Here is a 15,206-nt window from a genome sequence, read left to right as displayed (position 1 = left end):
CCCTAGCCCAAAATGTGAAATAAGTTTAAACAGCTCCCCCTCGTTAATAGGTTTAGAAATATATTCATCCATTCCTCTGGTAAGACATTTTTCCCGTTCACCTGCCAGAGCATGCGCAGTCATGGCAATGATCGGAATATCCAATTGTAATACTTCCCTGATGTGCTGCGTTGCAGCATAACCGTCCATTTGGGGCATCTGCAAATCCATCAACACAAGGTCGCAATGTTCGGTTTTCAAATATTCAATGGCCTCCAGTCCATTGGAAACAATTCCGAAATCAACATTCCATTGCCCCAGCATATGCTTCATCAGACTTTGGTTCATCATATTATCATCAACGACTAAAATATGAAGTGGTAAATTTGAATGGTCTTTATAATAATCGGTATCGACCACCGAAGCGACTAACAACTGCTCCTGTGCTATGCCATAAGGAATAAAAAAATTAAAAGTCGTCCCTCTTCCCTGCTCACTCTGAACCTCGATATCACCATGTTGCAATAGAATCAGATTTTTCACAATAGACAATCCCAGACCTGTTCCGCCATAATTGCGGGTAATAGAATCTTCGCCTTGATTAAAACGGTCAAATATTTCACTGAGTTTTTCCTTGTCAATTCCAATTCCCGTATCAGTGATGATAAATCCAACCACTACTTCCTTCTCGCTTCTGTCCTTTTGATAAATTTCGATATGGATACTGCCCTGTTTGGTAAATTTAATGGCATTACCGATCAAGTTGACCAAAATCTGAGTTAGCCTCGTAGCATCCCCCATTAGTGTATCTGGAATCGACTTGTCGATCTTACTTGAAATCAATAGTCCCTTTTCTTTAGCCCTTCCAGTAAAGAAGGTTTCTACAGAATTTAATAAGCCACTGATACTAAATGTCCCAACAGTAATACGCATCATTCCGGCTTCTATTTTGGAAAGATCAAGTATATCATTTATGATCGTCATTAAATTCTCGCCGGATCGCTGAATGGATGATACAAATTCGGAAGATGTCTCATCCAGCGCTCTTTTTTGAAGTAGATTGGTAAAACCAAGGATTCCACTGAGCGGAGTCCTTATCTCATGACTCATATTAGCAAGGAAGTTCTCTTTGGTCTGCGCGGCAATAGAGGCTTTTTTTTCCGCAGCGTCCAATTCCTCGATCAGCACACGTTGCCGGCGGAACTGGCGTAGGATATGGAAACCTACTACCGAACCGCTCAAAATCAATAAAACCAATAGGGAAATATCGTATAGCCTTGCTTTTCTGCCCATTTCTTCACTCTGCAAGCTGAGTTCACTCATGAGCAATTGCCTACTTTTATAGATCTTAGCCGTGATTGCTGTAATTTCATTGGAAATAATTCGGGCTCCTGGATTGGCAATCGAAGTTGGATCATCCATGTTGCCAAGAGAATCATACCGTGCCAAAAGCTGATCCCGGACTATTTTTTTGTCCATTGCAAGGACGCCTAGCCGTTGTATCAGCTTTTCTTCCACAGGATCGGAATTATCTCTGGACAAGGAATCCAGGAAATTCTCAATCTGATTTATCTTTTTATCGATACCTTCCAGATGGGTCGTATCATTCGTTGCTATCGATGCCCTGATCCGACTTTCCACGCCAAGGATATCGCGATCGATCTCGCGAAGATGATTACTTGCACGTAGCTCAGCCAAAAGTGTGTTATTATTCTGAATCAGCGCCTTTGTATTGCTGGCCGAATTAAACTGCACCGCGATCAGTAGTACTGTTCCCGCAATAAATGTCAGAATTATAAAATAGCTAAACCGTTTACTGTTCATTACAGAGTTTTTTGTCATATATAAAAGCTAAGAAGGTTTTGGCTGCTTCATGGATCAGGACGAGAATAACAGCAGTTTACAGCTAAAATACATTCATTCTTGTATTAAGAGCCTTTCGATAGGCATCTGCTACAGGGATAAACTGGCCATTTATAATAATACCACCATCCTGTAACGTATCTATTTTACTGACGGATATTATGTAGGACCGATGTACTCTGATAAAGTCGTTTTTTGGTAAACGCTCCTCTGCGGTTTTCATCTTGCCATGAATGGCAAACATCTTTTCTTTTGTATAAAATTTCACATAATCACCCATTGCCTCAGCGTAAAAGATATCTTCAAGCTTCAGGCGCCTTGTCACATTAGCATCTCTGACAAACAAAAATTCATCATTGCTGATATGCACATTGTCTTTTCTGCTATCCAGGATTGACTGGGCTTTCTCCACGGCCTGTAAAAACCGGACAGGAGAAATGGGCTTTAAAATATAATCCGCGATATTAAGCTCAAAAGCCTCGATCGCATATTCCTTTTTGGAGGAAGTGAAAATGATGATTGTATCTTTTCCCGATAAACTTTTGGTAAGCTCAATACCTGTCATTTCAGGCATTTCAATATCCAGAAAGAGCAGGTCAACCTCGTTCTTCTGAATAAAATGGTAGGCCTCCATAGCGTTTGAAAATTCCTGCACGATGGTAAGGTCCGGAACCTGCTTTGCCAAATGGGCTAAGGTCGTTCTTGCAATATCATTATCGTCAACAATCAGAGCTTTCATAGTAATAAGTATATATGTTAATATGACAAATATACTTATTACTTTCTTTTTTTATCGCTAACCAATAGCCCCTATCTAAAATAGGAACGGATCATCCACGCCATCTCCTCGTGGCTTTCCATCAGTCCCGTAATGAAGTCGCTGGTTCCATAATCTTTATATACCTCGGCAAAAGGTGTAATATTTCCACGTAAAAATTCAATGATACTTTCGTGGTCTGCCAATAGGTCTTTCATGTAGCCAAGACCATCATTTGTCCTGTCACTATACTCTGTAAGGTGTGTCAGTTCCAAGTAACTCTTCATCGTTGCTGGTGCATAATGCCCGATTTTACGCAGGCGTTCTGCAACGCTATCAATAAGTTTGTCCAACTGCTTGTACTGCTCCTCAAAGAAAAGGTGGTTTGCGTGAAAATTGTCTCCCGTAACGTTCCAGTGTGCATTTCGGGTCTTGATATAAAGAACAGTTTCATCAGCCAATAATTTTGCCAATTGTGCAGCAACAGCATCTGTGCTTGCTTCGTTTATTCCAATGTTTGCCTTCATGTTATTTATAATTTGAGTGTTTGATAATTATGCGTTTTCTGGAGTTTGAATAATTTCCATAATACTGTTTTTTAAATTGTTGTTTTATTTTACTGCTATAAATCTAGGCCTATTTACCGTCCGCCGAATTCACTATCCATCGGACGGGCATAAAGTATCGTTAAAAAGGGAATATTAATCGTTGAGGCGATGATGGGTGAAGTCCTCGGCAAAACGCGCAGTGGCACTCTGTTTTTTACGCTCAGGGTGTTCGTAAGTGTTCTTATGTAATCTGGTGGTTTCCTTAACGATTATTTCAGCATCAAGAACGGCATTTTAGAAGAAATGCCTAGGGAAGGTTTTTTGGTTAAACCTGACAGCCAGCTGGATTTTAGTTGGACTTTTGTTACTCGTTATTAAATCCGATTTGACACGGGCTTTGCTATCTCATTTGGCGTCTTTCCGAATTCTTTCTTGAATGCAAAAGAAAAATGCGAGAGATCTTCAAACCCTACTTCGAGATAGACATCACTCGGCTTTCTGGATTGCTCGGCAATTTGAAAATAGGCCTCCTGCAATCTTTTTTTCTTGAGCCAGGTGCCCGGAGCCATCCCGAATATACGCTGGAAATCCCGCTTGAAGGTCGATAGGCTCCTCCCCGTAAAAAATGCAAACTTTTCCAGGCTGATGTTAAACCTGAAATTTTTGTTCATGTATTCCTTTAAATTAATCCGGTCAGGTAATGAGAAATTGAACAATATATGAATGAGGTCAGGATTCGATTTCAACAGAATAATCAGTAATTCCTCTCTCTTGACGTCAACAAAATCTGCGCTGATCTCCAGATCGCCGGTATAATACGGTTCCAAGGATGTTATAAAATTCTTGATGAGCTTATTTTCTGGTATAAAAATAAAGGCGTCGCCGATGGCTGATGGCCGGATTTCATAAACATGCCGTTCAAGAAAGCGCTTCAGGAATTCCTCATCCAGGGTAATGATGATCTTTTCAAATTCATCATTGTCCTTATATTTCGTATAACGTACCAAATGATTTTTCCGGGCGATACAATAGTCGCCCGGTTTCATGCTGTAGTTTTTTTCGCCATCATAAGCCTTCATATCTCCCTTCAATAAGTATAGAAAATAGTTTTCGGGTATATAGTTTTCGGGAGAGATCTCCGGCCCGAGGTGACAGGATTTGATGTTGTTTACTTTCATGGTTTACCAAATATACTGATCCCTAGCGATTAATCCTGTGCCTGACTAAATGTTAAACTGTCCACGCTTGCAAGTATCGCTTGCTCTTTCGCACGGGGGTGCCAACCTAGCATTTCTGTCGCTTTTTTGTTGGACATCTTCGTATACTCTTGGGGCGGCGTAGGCTGCAAGGTCGCAATTTTTCCGGCCAGTTGGGGGCGTTCTTTTTTGATCAGTTCGGCTACATCATAAAAAGACATTGCCCCTTCCGAAGTTGCTAGAAATCGCTGTCCGGCCGCTTCAGGGTGTAACATCGCTTTGATATGGATATCAGCGACATCGCGTACATCTACCACACCAAATGTAAATGGTGCATTTTCCTTGATGATTCCGTCAACAATACCCTTAACGACAGTATCCAGCGAGGCTGAGGAAATGCCGCCGAGGATGGGGCCAAAAATTCCAACGGGATTGATGACCGTTAACTCCATAGTGGTGGCTGCATCCTCCATAAATTTCCAAGCGGCCTTTTCTGCAATAGTTTTTGACTTTATATAGGCCTGTATCGGTGCATTTTCATCGGTCCAGTCGAGCTCCGTAAAAACATGATTTTTGGGATCAATGCTATAACCGATCGCAGCAAAAGAGGATGTGAGCACGACACGTTTGACGCCTGCCCTTTTCGCGGCTTTCAACGCTCTCAACGTTCCTTCTCTTGCAGGGATAATCAGCTCGTTTTCATCTTTGGGCTGCTCGGCGACAAATGGCGAGGCCACATGCAGGACATAGTCACATCCCTGCGCCGCTTCATTCCAACCGCTGTCGGAAAGCAGATCGGCCTGATAAAAAGACAGCTGATCAAAAGTGCTGATGCCGCCTTCGCTCAGGGCATCCAAGATTTCGTTCTTGCGGGAAAGCGTGCGCAGTGTTGTTCTTACCGTAAATCCCTGCTCAAGTAGAGCAAGAATAGTATTCACGCCTAAAAATCCGGTACCACCGGTTACTAAAACTGTTTGATTGTTCATTTCGGATCAATTATTTGAATTCGTAGGTCAATTGTATGGCGTTCTCTGCATATTTCCAGAGCCTTTTGGCAAGCGCTTCATCGTTCATCGCTGCGGTATGATGGTTTGACAGGGCCGGATATCCCGCATATTCTTTTGGACCATCCGGGCCGTAAAATTTCCCACCTTCAACCGATGCATCTGTCGCTGCAAATAAGCTGGGCAGGGCTCCCTGCCATGGCTCCATCACCTGATCAAATGCAGCAAACATGCCTTCCAGATTTTCACCCGGTATATTCCGCTGTAAATCGGTACGCGTAACACCCGGGTGCGCCGCCACAGCAATCGCTGGTAGAGCAGCATCCCTGAATCTTCTGTCCAGCTCATAGCTAAACAAGATATCTGCCAGCTTGCTCACCGCATATTCACGCCACTCATCATAGCTCTTTTCCAATCTGAGGTTGTCAAAATCTATGCTATCCACCAAAGTAGCCGCCCCGCTGGAAAGAGTCACTACCCGGGCGTTGGCGGTCTGCTTAAGCAGCGGCAGCAAATATCCTGTCAGCGCAAAATGGCCCATAAAGTTTACACCGAACTGCAATTCAAATCCATCATCTGTTTTAGCAGCTGGAGGCACCATTACTCCGGCATTGTTGATGAGTATATCCAGCTTTGTATGCTTCTGTATAAAATGATCTGCAAATTCCCGAACCTGTCCAGTGTTTGCGAGGTCGAGTTTTCCATAGTCCAATGTTCCCGTCCCAGCCGTGTCGGATTGGATTTTTTGGATCGCATTTTTTGCTTTTTGCACATCTCGTGCAGCGATAGTCACCTGTGCTCCTGCTTCAAACAATGCTTTTGCTGTTTCAAACCCTATGCCCGTGTTTGATCCCGTCACGATTGCTATTTTCCCTGATAAATCAGGTATATTATTTTTTGTCCACATCATACTTTGTTTTTATTCTTCTACAAAATTCGTGGAATAACTGTTACGCCGTTTTGTTGTGAAGTTCAAATTTTCTTTGTTGTGGAGTTCACCTTTCCGTTCTATTCCTAAGGTTTGTGATGTTGTACCAGAATTCGTTCCGTTCCAATGCTGTTACCTGGCCTTGTCCTAATTTTTGGATACCACTGCCGATCAAAATTTTTCAAAGCCGTGCATTGACACCATCTTTTAATTAAGAAAGTTTCGAATAAAGGGATCTAAAGAAATACATCTGGTTTATCGCTACAGATCCCTGTATTCCTGCCCTTTAATCTTCTATTTGCAGATGCGTACTCAAGGCAATGCGGTTCCAGCCATTGATGGTCACGATGAGCATAATGATCTGAGCAATCTGATTTTCAGTAAAAAATTGGGACGCCTTACTGTAGGTTTCTTCACTTAGTCCCTGCTGGTGGATAAGGGTTATTTCCTCTGTCATTGCCAGTATGGTCTGCTCCTCCTCGGTAAAAAATTTGGTCGCTTCCTTCCAGGCACTCAACAAAAAGATGCGCTCCGGTCTTTCACCGTTTTTAATGGCATCCTTGGTGTGCATGCTGATACAGTACGCACAGTTGTTGATCTGTGATGCACGGATTTTGACGAGCTCTTTAAGCGTTTGCGCGATCTCAATTTTTGAAAGATAACCTTCCAATCCCAACATTGCTTTGAATGCCTGTGGTTCTGTTGTGCTGATGTTGATTCGTTTTTCCATGTTTCTTATTTTTTGTTTTGTTACTACAAATTTGGAAAATGGAGAACCGGAAAAACTTAAACGGGTTTAAGAAAAATTCTTTTTGCGGATTTCGCTGAGATACTCGGGTGTAAAGCCCAGATAGGAAGCCACGAGATATTGAGGTACGCGCTGGAGGAACGCAGGCTGGTTTTTGAGGAATTGACGGTATAGCTCCTCCCTGGAGTGCTCGTAAAGCATCTTGACACGCATTTGTGCGGCGGCATACGCTTTCTGGTACACCATACGAAAATATTTTTCCATGACCGGGTGCTTTTCCAGTAGATCATCGAAGGCATGCTGGCGAATGACCAAGACCTCCGTTGGCTGTACAGCCTGGATGTAAAATTCTGTGGCAGTCTGATTTATATAAGAGAAGGTTTCTGTCATCCACCAGTTTTCAATGGCGAATTCTGTTGTCTGTTGCACACCCTTTTCGTTAATAAAAAATTTTCGTAGAATTCCATCCAGTACAAAATAACTTGCTTTGCAGATCTGCCCTTCGGTCAGAACGTTTTCCTTCTTCTTAAGCCTCTGCGGCTCAAAATATCCGGTTATATCGACAAATTCATCATCAGAAATTTTTATAAATTTATCCAGGTGTTTTTTGAACTGATCAAGCATTATTTTAAGTCTGTTTTCATTATCTTTAGTTCTATTAAGATAATAAAAAATAAGATAATCTCCGCAACTTCGGTTGGCGCTTTGATTCTTTAGTTTATTTACTTAACTACCAAATGGAAGGATATTTGAGAGGGGTTAACAGGTGTAAATCAAGAAAACATGTTTACAATAGAACAAATAAAAGCTGCTCACAGCAACGTAAAATCAGGCGCGGACTTCCCTGCCTATATCCAGGGCATCAAAAAATTAGGTGTTACCGCTTACGACGTTTTTGTTGCGAATGGCCACAGCGATTATTATGGGGATAATCACTACAAAACCAGCTCAGCAGCTAGTCATGAGCCATTGACCATTGGTGGTACTGTTGATGCAGAACAGTTCAAAAAAGGTTTAAAAGAGCATCAACAGGGCAAAACAGATTACCCCACTTTTATGGCGATGTGTGCAACATGTGGTATCGAAAAATGGACTGTTGACTTAGACAAGATGAGCTGTGTGTACTATGATAAAGCCGGAAACGAAATTCTGTCAGAAGAAATACCGCATTAACAAAATCCGCAATTGCGCAAATACACATCGAAGTTAAATTAAATACAGGAAAGAAAATGGGCCAGTACTTTTGGATTGCTATACCCGCGGAGCTATTTTTTCAGTATTGCGGTGAAACGATGGAAAAACATGGTGGGCATGCCTATATTGAGAAGATAAACCGTCGTTCAGGCAAACGAAATTATGTAAAATACAGCAAGGAACATCAGTCGGCATTTCTGGAAAGCTTTTCATCAGTGGATTATCATGGTTTTTACCTGTCCACCTATCCTTTTTCAGATCAGGAAGCTATTGTAGATTCAGGTGTCTTCTATGATTCGCCTGTAGCCGAATGTACCATTGCTGGAAGCGGCGGTTATGAAACTGACAAAACAAGAGAAATCATCCACTTACGGCAGATCATGAAGCAAGCAGACAAATCCGCAAAAGCATTTTTTGCTGCCTTGCAGCGCAGCCTCAAAAAGATCCCCGATCTACACGATACCCTGAGGAGTGGTAACAAAAACCACTTTTACCTGCCTACATCAAAAAGTATCATTCCCCAAAACGCGCATAGCCGGCTTATCACAATACCCTGGGAAGAACACTGCCTGAGCAAAGACATGGTATACCGACAAGAATGATTCAAAATTTATAATGTAAACAAATGGCAAAATCTATTTTAACAATCACCCTGAACCCATCGGTAGACAAGAGTAGCAGCGTACAACATATCGTTCCTGAATATTCTTTCTTCCTGTTTTACCGCCCAAACAACCTTTTTATCTCCTTATGCCTCTCCTCGATCAGCAAAACCGTGTGATCATATTCTTCCTGAATCTTTTGATCCGTAAAGCAAGGCCGAAGTTCACCTCCGACTAGCTTATGCGCAGCAAATCCGACCAGGAGTGATTTGAGTTTCTCCCGCAACCGTCTTATCTCCGCATCTTGTAAGGTGGCTTCTCTGATTTTACGTCCACTGTCTGCATCATCTTCCTGTCGCTGTTCTTGAAATTTTTCCATAATCAATTTTTTAAGTACCCAAATTTCTTTACGTTTCCAATTTTTGCTCTTTTAGCCAACTTTTTCAAAAAGGTTGCTGTTGCTTTTTACACGTTTATTGCCTTTTTTCACCTACTTTCACACTGCTTAACTCCTTACTTTTGAATAACAACTTTTTTGCGAGTTGTTATTCAAGATAATACTAATGGACTCTGGAGCGAAGGGATTCGTTCCAGTTTTTTTTGCTTGCTTTCCCAAAAAAAAGGGAATTTCATGTGTTTATCACTGTATGGCTCTGCGCATTTTTTCGCGGTACTGAATCGGATTGGAGCCGGAATGTTTTTTGATAAAATGACGAAAATTGGATTCATCTGAAAACCCCATCTCATAGGAGATCTGGGAAATCGAAAGATCCGTATGTTCAATATAACGCAGTGACTCTTTCACAACGATATCGATAATTGCATTTTTAGCCGTTTTGTTCCAGACTTCAGTACATAGCATAGTTAGCTTCCTTGGTGTGATATTCAGTTTGTCTGCATAGAATTTTACGTTGCAGTTTTTCTTACAATGTTTGTGTACCAGTATGGAAAAACGATTAGCCATGCCCTGAAACGTACTGTCCTTACCGCTAATAAGTTCCTGATCAAAATCTATGTCCCATATCCCCTGTAAAAGGAGTGATTCGATAAAGTGATGGACAAGCAGTGAAGATACAGCTGCATTCCCTGACGGATACCCCCCGATATTTTCCATGATCTGCATTCTCATCTCTTCCTGTTTTATTCTGTTTTTAACAACCCTTAGAAATCTTTCACTGTCAAAAAAAAGTCCCGAATTTATCAATATCCGATCTGGGGAAGACCTTTCGTAAAACCGCGAAGTAAACCTGATCAGATAGCCGTCGGTCGTAGCGGATTGCCTTACTGTAAAATCTTTTGCCGGACCAATAAAAATCAGCGTGTTGCCTTCGATGCTAAAAGAATCATGCTCCAGGCAGATCTCGATAGGATCAAAGGGTACCAGAATATGGAAAAGATCCTGACCGCTATACCAGCAGGGAAAGCCCTGCTGCTGCCATTCCTTTAACTGTATAATTTCAAATTCTATCGCCTTACTGTTCATCAATACGCTATGCTGTGTATCTATCACCTGATTAATGAAGATCAGATGTCGTCATTAAACCAAAATTTAATCTCTTCTAAAGTCATTCGCGGATTGGTTTTATCGAAAATAAAAAGTGCACCGTTGGCCTTAAACCGTTCGAGTTCCAGGACATTATCTGTCGTCGTATAACCAAATAATTTGATCGATGGATATTTATCGCGGATATGAAGCGCCGCCTCATGCCCATTCATAATAGGCATGTGAAGATCTGCAAGGCATACGTCGGGTAGATCAGCGGTACGTTCAAGTTCTTTCAGTAGCTCCAGTCCATTGCTGCAATTGAAACTTAGATCAAATGCTTCATGGTTGACGACCGCTATTTTCATAAGCGTTCGCTGCAACAGACTGTCGTCTACGAATGCTATTTTTATTTTCCGTCCAATCTCAGTTTGCATCTTCTCCCTTCTGCAAAATATCCAATGCCAGATAGTCCTGTTCAGTCCCCTCCCGACAGGCCACCTGTTTAGCTCCGAAAGCATCTTCCATTTCCACTATGGTTACATGGATTGCAGGTGGTATATAATTCTGTTTAGCCTTTACTTGATCTTTCATTTTCGACTGCGTTTAAGTTTGAAATATGCGTTAGTTACGACGAACTGTAGTCCAATTCAGACTACTAATTTTTTACAATTGACTGATTTATAAAGAATAAAAAAATCAAATTATCTGCTCAGACAGAATTTATCATGAAAAGACTGGCTATTAAGGTCTAGTTTTTAATAATGTTTATTAGATTATTTTTTGTAAAGTAAAATAGTTACATTTGAATATCGGGACTGTAGTCTGAATTGGACTTCTCTGAAAAACTTATATATTTATTTTCAGAAAACTAGAATTACGTCCAATGATAAACTTTAAATTTACGCTGCTATACTCCTCCCCTTTTTCAACAATATCCCTTACGATCCTTGATGATTTTCAGACCGAACATGTAATCAATACACCCCTTAAAATTGCTGCCGATTTATGGGATTTTGAAAAACAGCGTCCCCAAAATATCTACCTCAAAAAAAATAAAAATCTAAACAGCAAGCTCGATAAGCTCAAAATCAGCATCGCCGAATACCTGCGCACTGTCACCGAAAAAAAAATCAAAATTTCGCATGCCAGACTCCGTAAGATCATCAGAGAAAATTGTGATGGTACAAAGAACAGCCGCCCTAGCAACAGCCTTTTAGATTATGTAGAGGCCTATATCCGGAGCCGCGCCCACCTTATTTCCGAACCGACTTCCAAACGGTACCGGGTATTTCTCCACCTGCTCGAGCGTTTTGAAGGACATCGCCAAAAACACCTTCTGCTGCATGAAGTCAATGCAGCCTTTGTTAAAGAGTTTCTCGAATTTGGCGGAATAGAAGAATATAATAAAAGTACGATTGGCCGGACAATACATTTTGTCAGAACGGTACTCAATTTTCTGGAAAAAAGAGGCGTGAGAACCTACGTCTATGAACTTGAACTCCCCAAGGAAAAGAAAGTCAATCTTTTTGTCACCCTCAATGAGGATGAACTGGTCAAACTCAAGGAAATGGATGTTCCCCCGAGCCTAAAAGCAGCACGCGACTGGTTGATCATCAGCTGCTATACCGGACAGCGTATTTCTGATTTCATGAATTTCGATATCAAGAACCTGGAAATAATCAAGGGAAAACCCTGTATCTCATTCGTCCAGCAGAAAACGCAAAAAGAAATCCTGCTGCCTCTGCATCCGGTTCCACTCACCATCCTATCCGGAAATTTAAATGTTTTTCCACAGAAGCTTACCGCACAAAAGTATAATCTGCAGATCAAAGAAGTGGCGGAACTAGCCGGTATCAATAGTCTGGTCAAAGTCCGCAAAAGAAAGGGCTTCCGTGCCATAGAAATGTTTGTCCAAAAATGGGAAGCGATCACAAGCCACATCGGAAGAAGAAGCTTTGCCTCAAATTTTTACGGTAAAATCCCCACACCGCTATTGATGGAAGCCACAGGTCACAGTACCGAGCAGATGTTTCATCGGTACATCAGTACCATTGATACAGAAAGGACAAGAACCTTGGGACAGTACCTCGAAGATGCTTATAGAGAAAAATTCAGAGTCGCTTAACCGAAGCACTATTTCGCGGCAATTGGAATAAACTGCCTCCAGTCATCTGCTATTAAACGGCACCGACCTGTTACGATCTGTAATTCAGTTACAACATTCTGTAATTGGGTTAAGCCTGCGACCGGTCCTACGCCGTAAATTTGGTTAACAAAAATGAGAAGCAGATGAAAACAAGAAAATTAGGCAAGCAGGGACTTGAAATTCCAATGATCGGCTTAGGCTGCATGGGGATGAGCAGTTTTGCATCCACGGGAGATATCTACGGCAAGGCCGACGAGCAGGAATCTATCGCTACCATCCACCGGTCACTGGAACTGGGCGGCAACTTTTTGGATACAGCCGATCTGTACGGTCCATTTGCAAACGAAAGATTGATTTCCAAAGCTATACGCGGCCAACGCAATCAATTTATCCTGGCCAGCAAATTCGGCTTTGAGATTGATGATAACGGACAGGTGACCTGGCGCATCAACGGCCGTCCGGATTATATCCGGAAGTCTGTCGAGCGCTCCCTAAAAAACCTCAATACCGATGTAATTGACCTCTATTATATGCACCGTCCCGATCCCAATGTACCGATTGAGGAAACTGTCGGTGCCATGGGCGAACTGGTTACAGCGGGCAAGGTCAGGTTTCTAGGCATTTCAGAGGTCAGTGCCGAACAGATCCAAAAAGCACATGCGACCTTCCCGATCAGCGCTGTACAGAATGAAATCTCCCTATTCGGACGCGAAGTGGAGACCAATGGTGTATACGATCTGACTCGAGAGCTGGGTATCGGCCTGGTGGCCTATTCCCCTCTGGGCCGCGGATTTATCACCGGTGAGATCAAATCGCCGGACGATATCCCCGAAGATGATTTCCGCAGACTGATCCCGAGGTTTCAGGGTGAGCAGTTTTATAAAAACCTGGATCTGGTCCGGGAGCTCGAACAAATCGGCAGGGAAAAAGGCGTTACCTCGTCCCAGCTGGCTCTGGCCTGGCTCATCCAAAAGGGAATCGTGCCGATACCGGGCACAAAAAGAGTGCGCTATGTGGAGCAGAATATCGCCGCAACCGACATCCTGCTGACCGACCAAGAACTGCAACGCATTGAAGCGATTCTGCCCGTTGGCCTGGATACAGGATCGCGGGATGTCAGCATGCCCCTGCAGTCCTAAAAAATATAAATGCCATGCTTGCAGAAAGCATGGCATTTTACTTAAATTCGTTTATCAATTAACAGGCAATACAAGCATGTCAAAGAAAGAATCAGTACTGATCAGGGTCAATAGCATCGCCGACTATCATGAAGCGCTGCAGCTGCCCAAACCCCGGCATCCGCTTTTTAGCATCACCGATTTCTCACAGAACAAACCTGTGCATCCATCGGTCGAGACCACCTTTCAGCTCAACCTATACTGCATTTCTGTCAAAGAAGATGCGCAATGCGTATTGCGGTATGGGCCCCATCAATACGATTTTAGGGAAGGCCTGATGACCTTCTTTAAACCCGGGCAGACCATCAGCATTGACCCCACGACAACCACTGCCGAAGTCGGATATTCCCTTGTTTTTCATCCCGACTTTATCCGCACCTACGATCTGGCCAACAAAATCGGCAGCTATAGTTTTTTCGACTATGAAGTCAACGAAGCACTTTTTCTATCCGACCGGGAAAAAGAGCAGATCCGAAATATCGGAAAAGGTATTTTGAGCGAATACGACAGTCCGATTGACAGCTATAGCCAGGATGCCATTGTCAGTTTTATCGACCTGCTGCTGGTTTATTCGCAGCGGTTCTACAACCGGCAGTTTATTACCCGTAAAGTGCACAATGTTCCCCTGGTCAGTCGCTTCGAACAGCTACTGGATGAGTACATCAATGATGAAACCGGGCGTAGCGGTTTACCCCAGGTGGGCTATTTTGCCGGGCGGCTCAACATGTCGAAAAACTATTTAAGCGATTTATTACGTTCGCAGACCGGAGAGAGCGCCCAGAACCATATCCAACATAAACTCATTGAAAAGGCAAAGGATCTGCTGTCCAGGTCCGAACTTTCGGTTGCCGAAATTGCCTATCAGCTCGGTTTTGAACAGCCGCAGTCACTCAATCGTCTATTCAAAAAGAAAACGGAAATCTCACCCCTTGAATTTAGAAGAAGGATTGCTACAAGCTAAGATAGTATCATTAAAATCTGCTATTTAGAGCTGCGGACCAAGATACAGCAGGCTTTTAGCCTTAAAGGCGATATCCTGTGATAAGGCGCACGATCCTGTGCGCCTTTCTATTCGAATTCATCTTTTCCGTCTACCCAATTTGGCCAGTAGCCTACTCGTTGCAAAACTGACCAGGGTACCCAAGGCAGCCGTCAGGGCAGTTTGCAGCACATCCCCCAGCGAGATGCTGGCCCAAATGGAGCAGATTGTTCCGCCAATGGCTGAGACACGGATATCATTCACTTTCATCCCTCGCGCTCCTTTCCCTAGTATTTTCGGCTCCGTTTTTAGCGGACATGTTATCTCCAACGCCCTCCGAAGTAAACTTATCGCTTTCCAATTCAGAAGCAGGCTTCCTACCGGTCTCTTCCACCGAACCATCCTTATCGTCCCTCTCCGGCGGTGACTTATCCTCGTCCAATACCGTTTCGACGATGTCAAGCCCCAGGGCCAGGTATTTTATTACATTCCCTACCTTTCCCGGCAGTTTAACAGGTGCCGCCAGAACCAACTGCAGCACCTGTCCTATTTTATTGAAGATCTTTTTCATTTTTGCTTTTTTAAGGGTGATCAATTC

19 protein-coding genes are annotated in these 15,206 nt (G+C 42.9%); 5 read left to right on the top strand and 14 right to left on the bottom strand.

Annotation, left to right across the window (positions count from 1 at the left end):
• The 8 genes from B3C94_RS21940 to B3C94_RS21905 all read right to left on the bottom strand — a co-directional run.
• A partial coding sequence (locus B3C94_RS21940; RefSeq protein ID WP_293907797.1) for an ATP-binding protein occupies positions 1–1,803 on the bottom strand: 1,803 nt, incomplete at its 3' end.
• Positions 1,804–1,885: 82 nt separating this feature from the next.
• The gene (locus B3C94_RS21935) at positions 1,886–2,581 is read right to left on the bottom strand and encodes a LytR/AlgR family response regulator transcription factor (protein WP_293907796.1); all 696 of its coding nucleotides are present in this window, start codon (positions 2,579–2,581) and stop codon (positions 1,886–1,888) included.
• Positions 2,582–2,652: 71 nt separating this feature from the next.
• The gene (locus tag B3C94_RS21930) at positions 2,653–3,126 is read right to left on the bottom strand and encodes a Dps family protein (protein WP_293907793.1); all 474 of its coding nucleotides are present in this window, start codon (positions 3,124–3,126) and stop codon (positions 2,653–2,655) included.
• A gap of 395 nt (positions 3,127–3,521) precedes the next feature.
• Positions 3,522–4,325, bottom strand: a complete 804-nt coding sequence (locus B3C94_RS21925; RefSeq protein WP_293907791.1) for a helix-turn-helix domain-containing protein — start codon at positions 4,323–4,325, stop codon at positions 3,522–3,524.
• A 29-nt stretch (positions 4,326–4,354) separates the two neighbouring features.
• Positions 4,355–5,329, bottom strand: a complete 975-nt coding sequence (locus tag B3C94_RS21920; RefSeq protein WP_293907789.1) for an SDR family oxidoreductase — start codon at positions 5,327–5,329, stop codon at positions 4,355–4,357.
• A 10-nt stretch (positions 5,330–5,339) separates the two neighbouring features.
• Positions 5,340–6,257: an oxidoreductase gene (locus B3C94_RS21915; protein ID WP_293907787.1), complete on the bottom strand. Its 918-nt coding sequence runs from the start codon at positions 6,255–6,257 to the stop codon at positions 5,340–5,342.
• A gap of 304 nt (positions 6,258–6,561) precedes the next feature.
• Positions 6,562–7,005: a carboxymuconolactone decarboxylase family protein gene (locus tag B3C94_RS21910; protein ID WP_293907785.1), complete on the bottom strand. Its 444-nt coding sequence runs from the start codon at positions 7,003–7,005 to the stop codon at positions 6,562–6,564.
• A 66-nt stretch (positions 7,006–7,071) separates the two neighbouring features.
• Positions 7,072–7,647 (bottom strand): Crp/Fnr family transcriptional regulator, encoded by a 576-nt coding sequence (locus B3C94_RS21905; protein WP_293907783.1) that lies wholly within the window; start codon positions 7,645–7,647, stop codon positions 7,072–7,074.
• A gap of 159 nt (positions 7,648–7,806) precedes the next feature.
• On the opposite strand from B3C94_RS21905, the gene B3C94_RS21900 reads away from it, so the two are divergent.
• Both B3C94_RS21900 and B3C94_RS21895 read left to right on the top strand, forming a co-directional pair.
• A complete protein-coding gene (locus B3C94_RS21900) occupies positions 7,807–8,196 on the top strand; it encodes a DUF1398 domain-containing protein (protein ID WP_293907781.1) in 390 nt (129 codons plus the stop codon).
• 56 nt (positions 8,197–8,252) lie between these two features.
• Entirely contained in the window at positions 8,253–8,819 is a 567-nt protein-coding gene (locus B3C94_RS21895; RefSeq protein WP_293907779.1) for a hypothetical protein, read from the top strand.
• A gap of 118 nt (positions 8,820–8,937) precedes the next feature.
• Here the strand turns inward: B3C94_RS21895 and B3C94_RS21890 are convergent, their stop codons facing one another.
• The 4 genes from B3C94_RS21890 to B3C94_RS21875 all read right to left on the bottom strand — a co-directional run bounded on the left by B3C94_RS21890 (position 8,938) and on the right by B3C94_RS21875 (position 10,896).
• Complete coding sequence (locus B3C94_RS21890; RefSeq protein WP_293907777.1) at positions 8,938–9,198, bottom strand: hypothetical protein; 261 nt, start codon at positions 9,196–9,198, stop codon at positions 8,938–8,940.
• Between the two features lie 261 nt (positions 9,199–9,459).
• A complete protein-coding gene (locus B3C94_RS21885; RefSeq protein ID WP_293907775.1) occupies positions 9,460–10,329 on the bottom strand; it encodes a helix-turn-helix domain-containing protein in 870 nt (289 codons plus the stop codon).
• Between the two features lie 14 nt (positions 10,330–10,343).
• Positions 10,344–10,739: a response regulator gene (locus B3C94_RS21880; RefSeq protein WP_293907773.1), complete on the bottom strand. Its 396-nt coding sequence runs from the start codon at positions 10,737–10,739 to the stop codon at positions 10,344–10,346.
• Positions 10,729–10,896, bottom strand: a complete 168-nt coding sequence (locus B3C94_RS21875; protein ID WP_293907771.1) for a hypothetical protein — start codon at positions 10,894–10,896, stop codon at positions 10,729–10,731. The genes B3C94_RS21880 and B3C94_RS21875 overlap by 11 nt, the downstream gene beginning before the upstream one ends.
• Positions 10,897–11,188: 292 nt before the next feature.
• Between B3C94_RS21875 and B3C94_RS21870 the strand changes: the two genes are divergently transcribed.
• The 3 genes from B3C94_RS21870 (at position 11,189) to B3C94_RS21860 (ending at position 14,590) form a co-directional block, all read left to right on the top strand.
• A complete protein-coding gene (locus tag B3C94_RS21870; protein ID WP_293907769.1) occupies positions 11,189–12,430 on the top strand; it encodes a site-specific integrase in 1,242 nt (413 codons plus the stop codon).
• A gap of 164 nt (positions 12,431–12,594) precedes the next feature.
• Complete coding sequence (locus B3C94_RS21865) at positions 12,595–13,590, top strand: aldo/keto reductase (protein WP_293907767.1); 996 nt, start codon at positions 12,595–12,597, stop codon at positions 13,588–13,590.
• A 76-nt stretch (positions 13,591–13,666) separates the two neighbouring features.
• Positions 13,667–14,590: a helix-turn-helix domain-containing protein gene (locus B3C94_RS21860; protein ID WP_293907765.1), complete on the top strand. Its 924-nt coding sequence runs from the start codon at positions 13,667–13,669 to the stop codon at positions 14,588–14,590.
• 117 nt (positions 14,591–14,707) lie between these two features.
• Here B3C94_RS21860 and B3C94_RS21855 read toward each other — a convergent pair whose 3' ends face one another.
• Both B3C94_RS21855 and B3C94_RS21850 read right to left on the bottom strand, forming a co-directional pair.
• Positions 14,708–14,878, bottom strand: coding sequence for a hypothetical protein (locus B3C94_RS21855; protein WP_293907763.1), 171 nt, complete (start codon positions 14,876–14,878; stop codon positions 14,708–14,710).
• Positions 14,865–15,179: a hypothetical protein gene (locus tag B3C94_RS21850; RefSeq protein ID WP_293907761.1), complete on the bottom strand. Its 315-nt coding sequence runs from the start codon at positions 15,177–15,179 to the stop codon at positions 14,865–14,867. The genes B3C94_RS21855 and B3C94_RS21850 overlap by 14 nt, the downstream gene beginning before the upstream one ends.
• Positions 15,180–15,206 lie beyond the last annotated feature (27 nt).

It is taken from the genome of Sphingobacterium sp. UBA5670 (assembly GCF_002420705.1).
In the GTDB taxonomy this organism is placed as follows: domain Bacteria; phylum Bacteroidota; class Bacteroidia; order Sphingobacteriales; family Sphingobacteriaceae; genus Sphingobacterium.
Note: the sequence above shows the minus strand (reverse complement) of the source record. Positions and strands in the feature narration are given on the sequence as shown.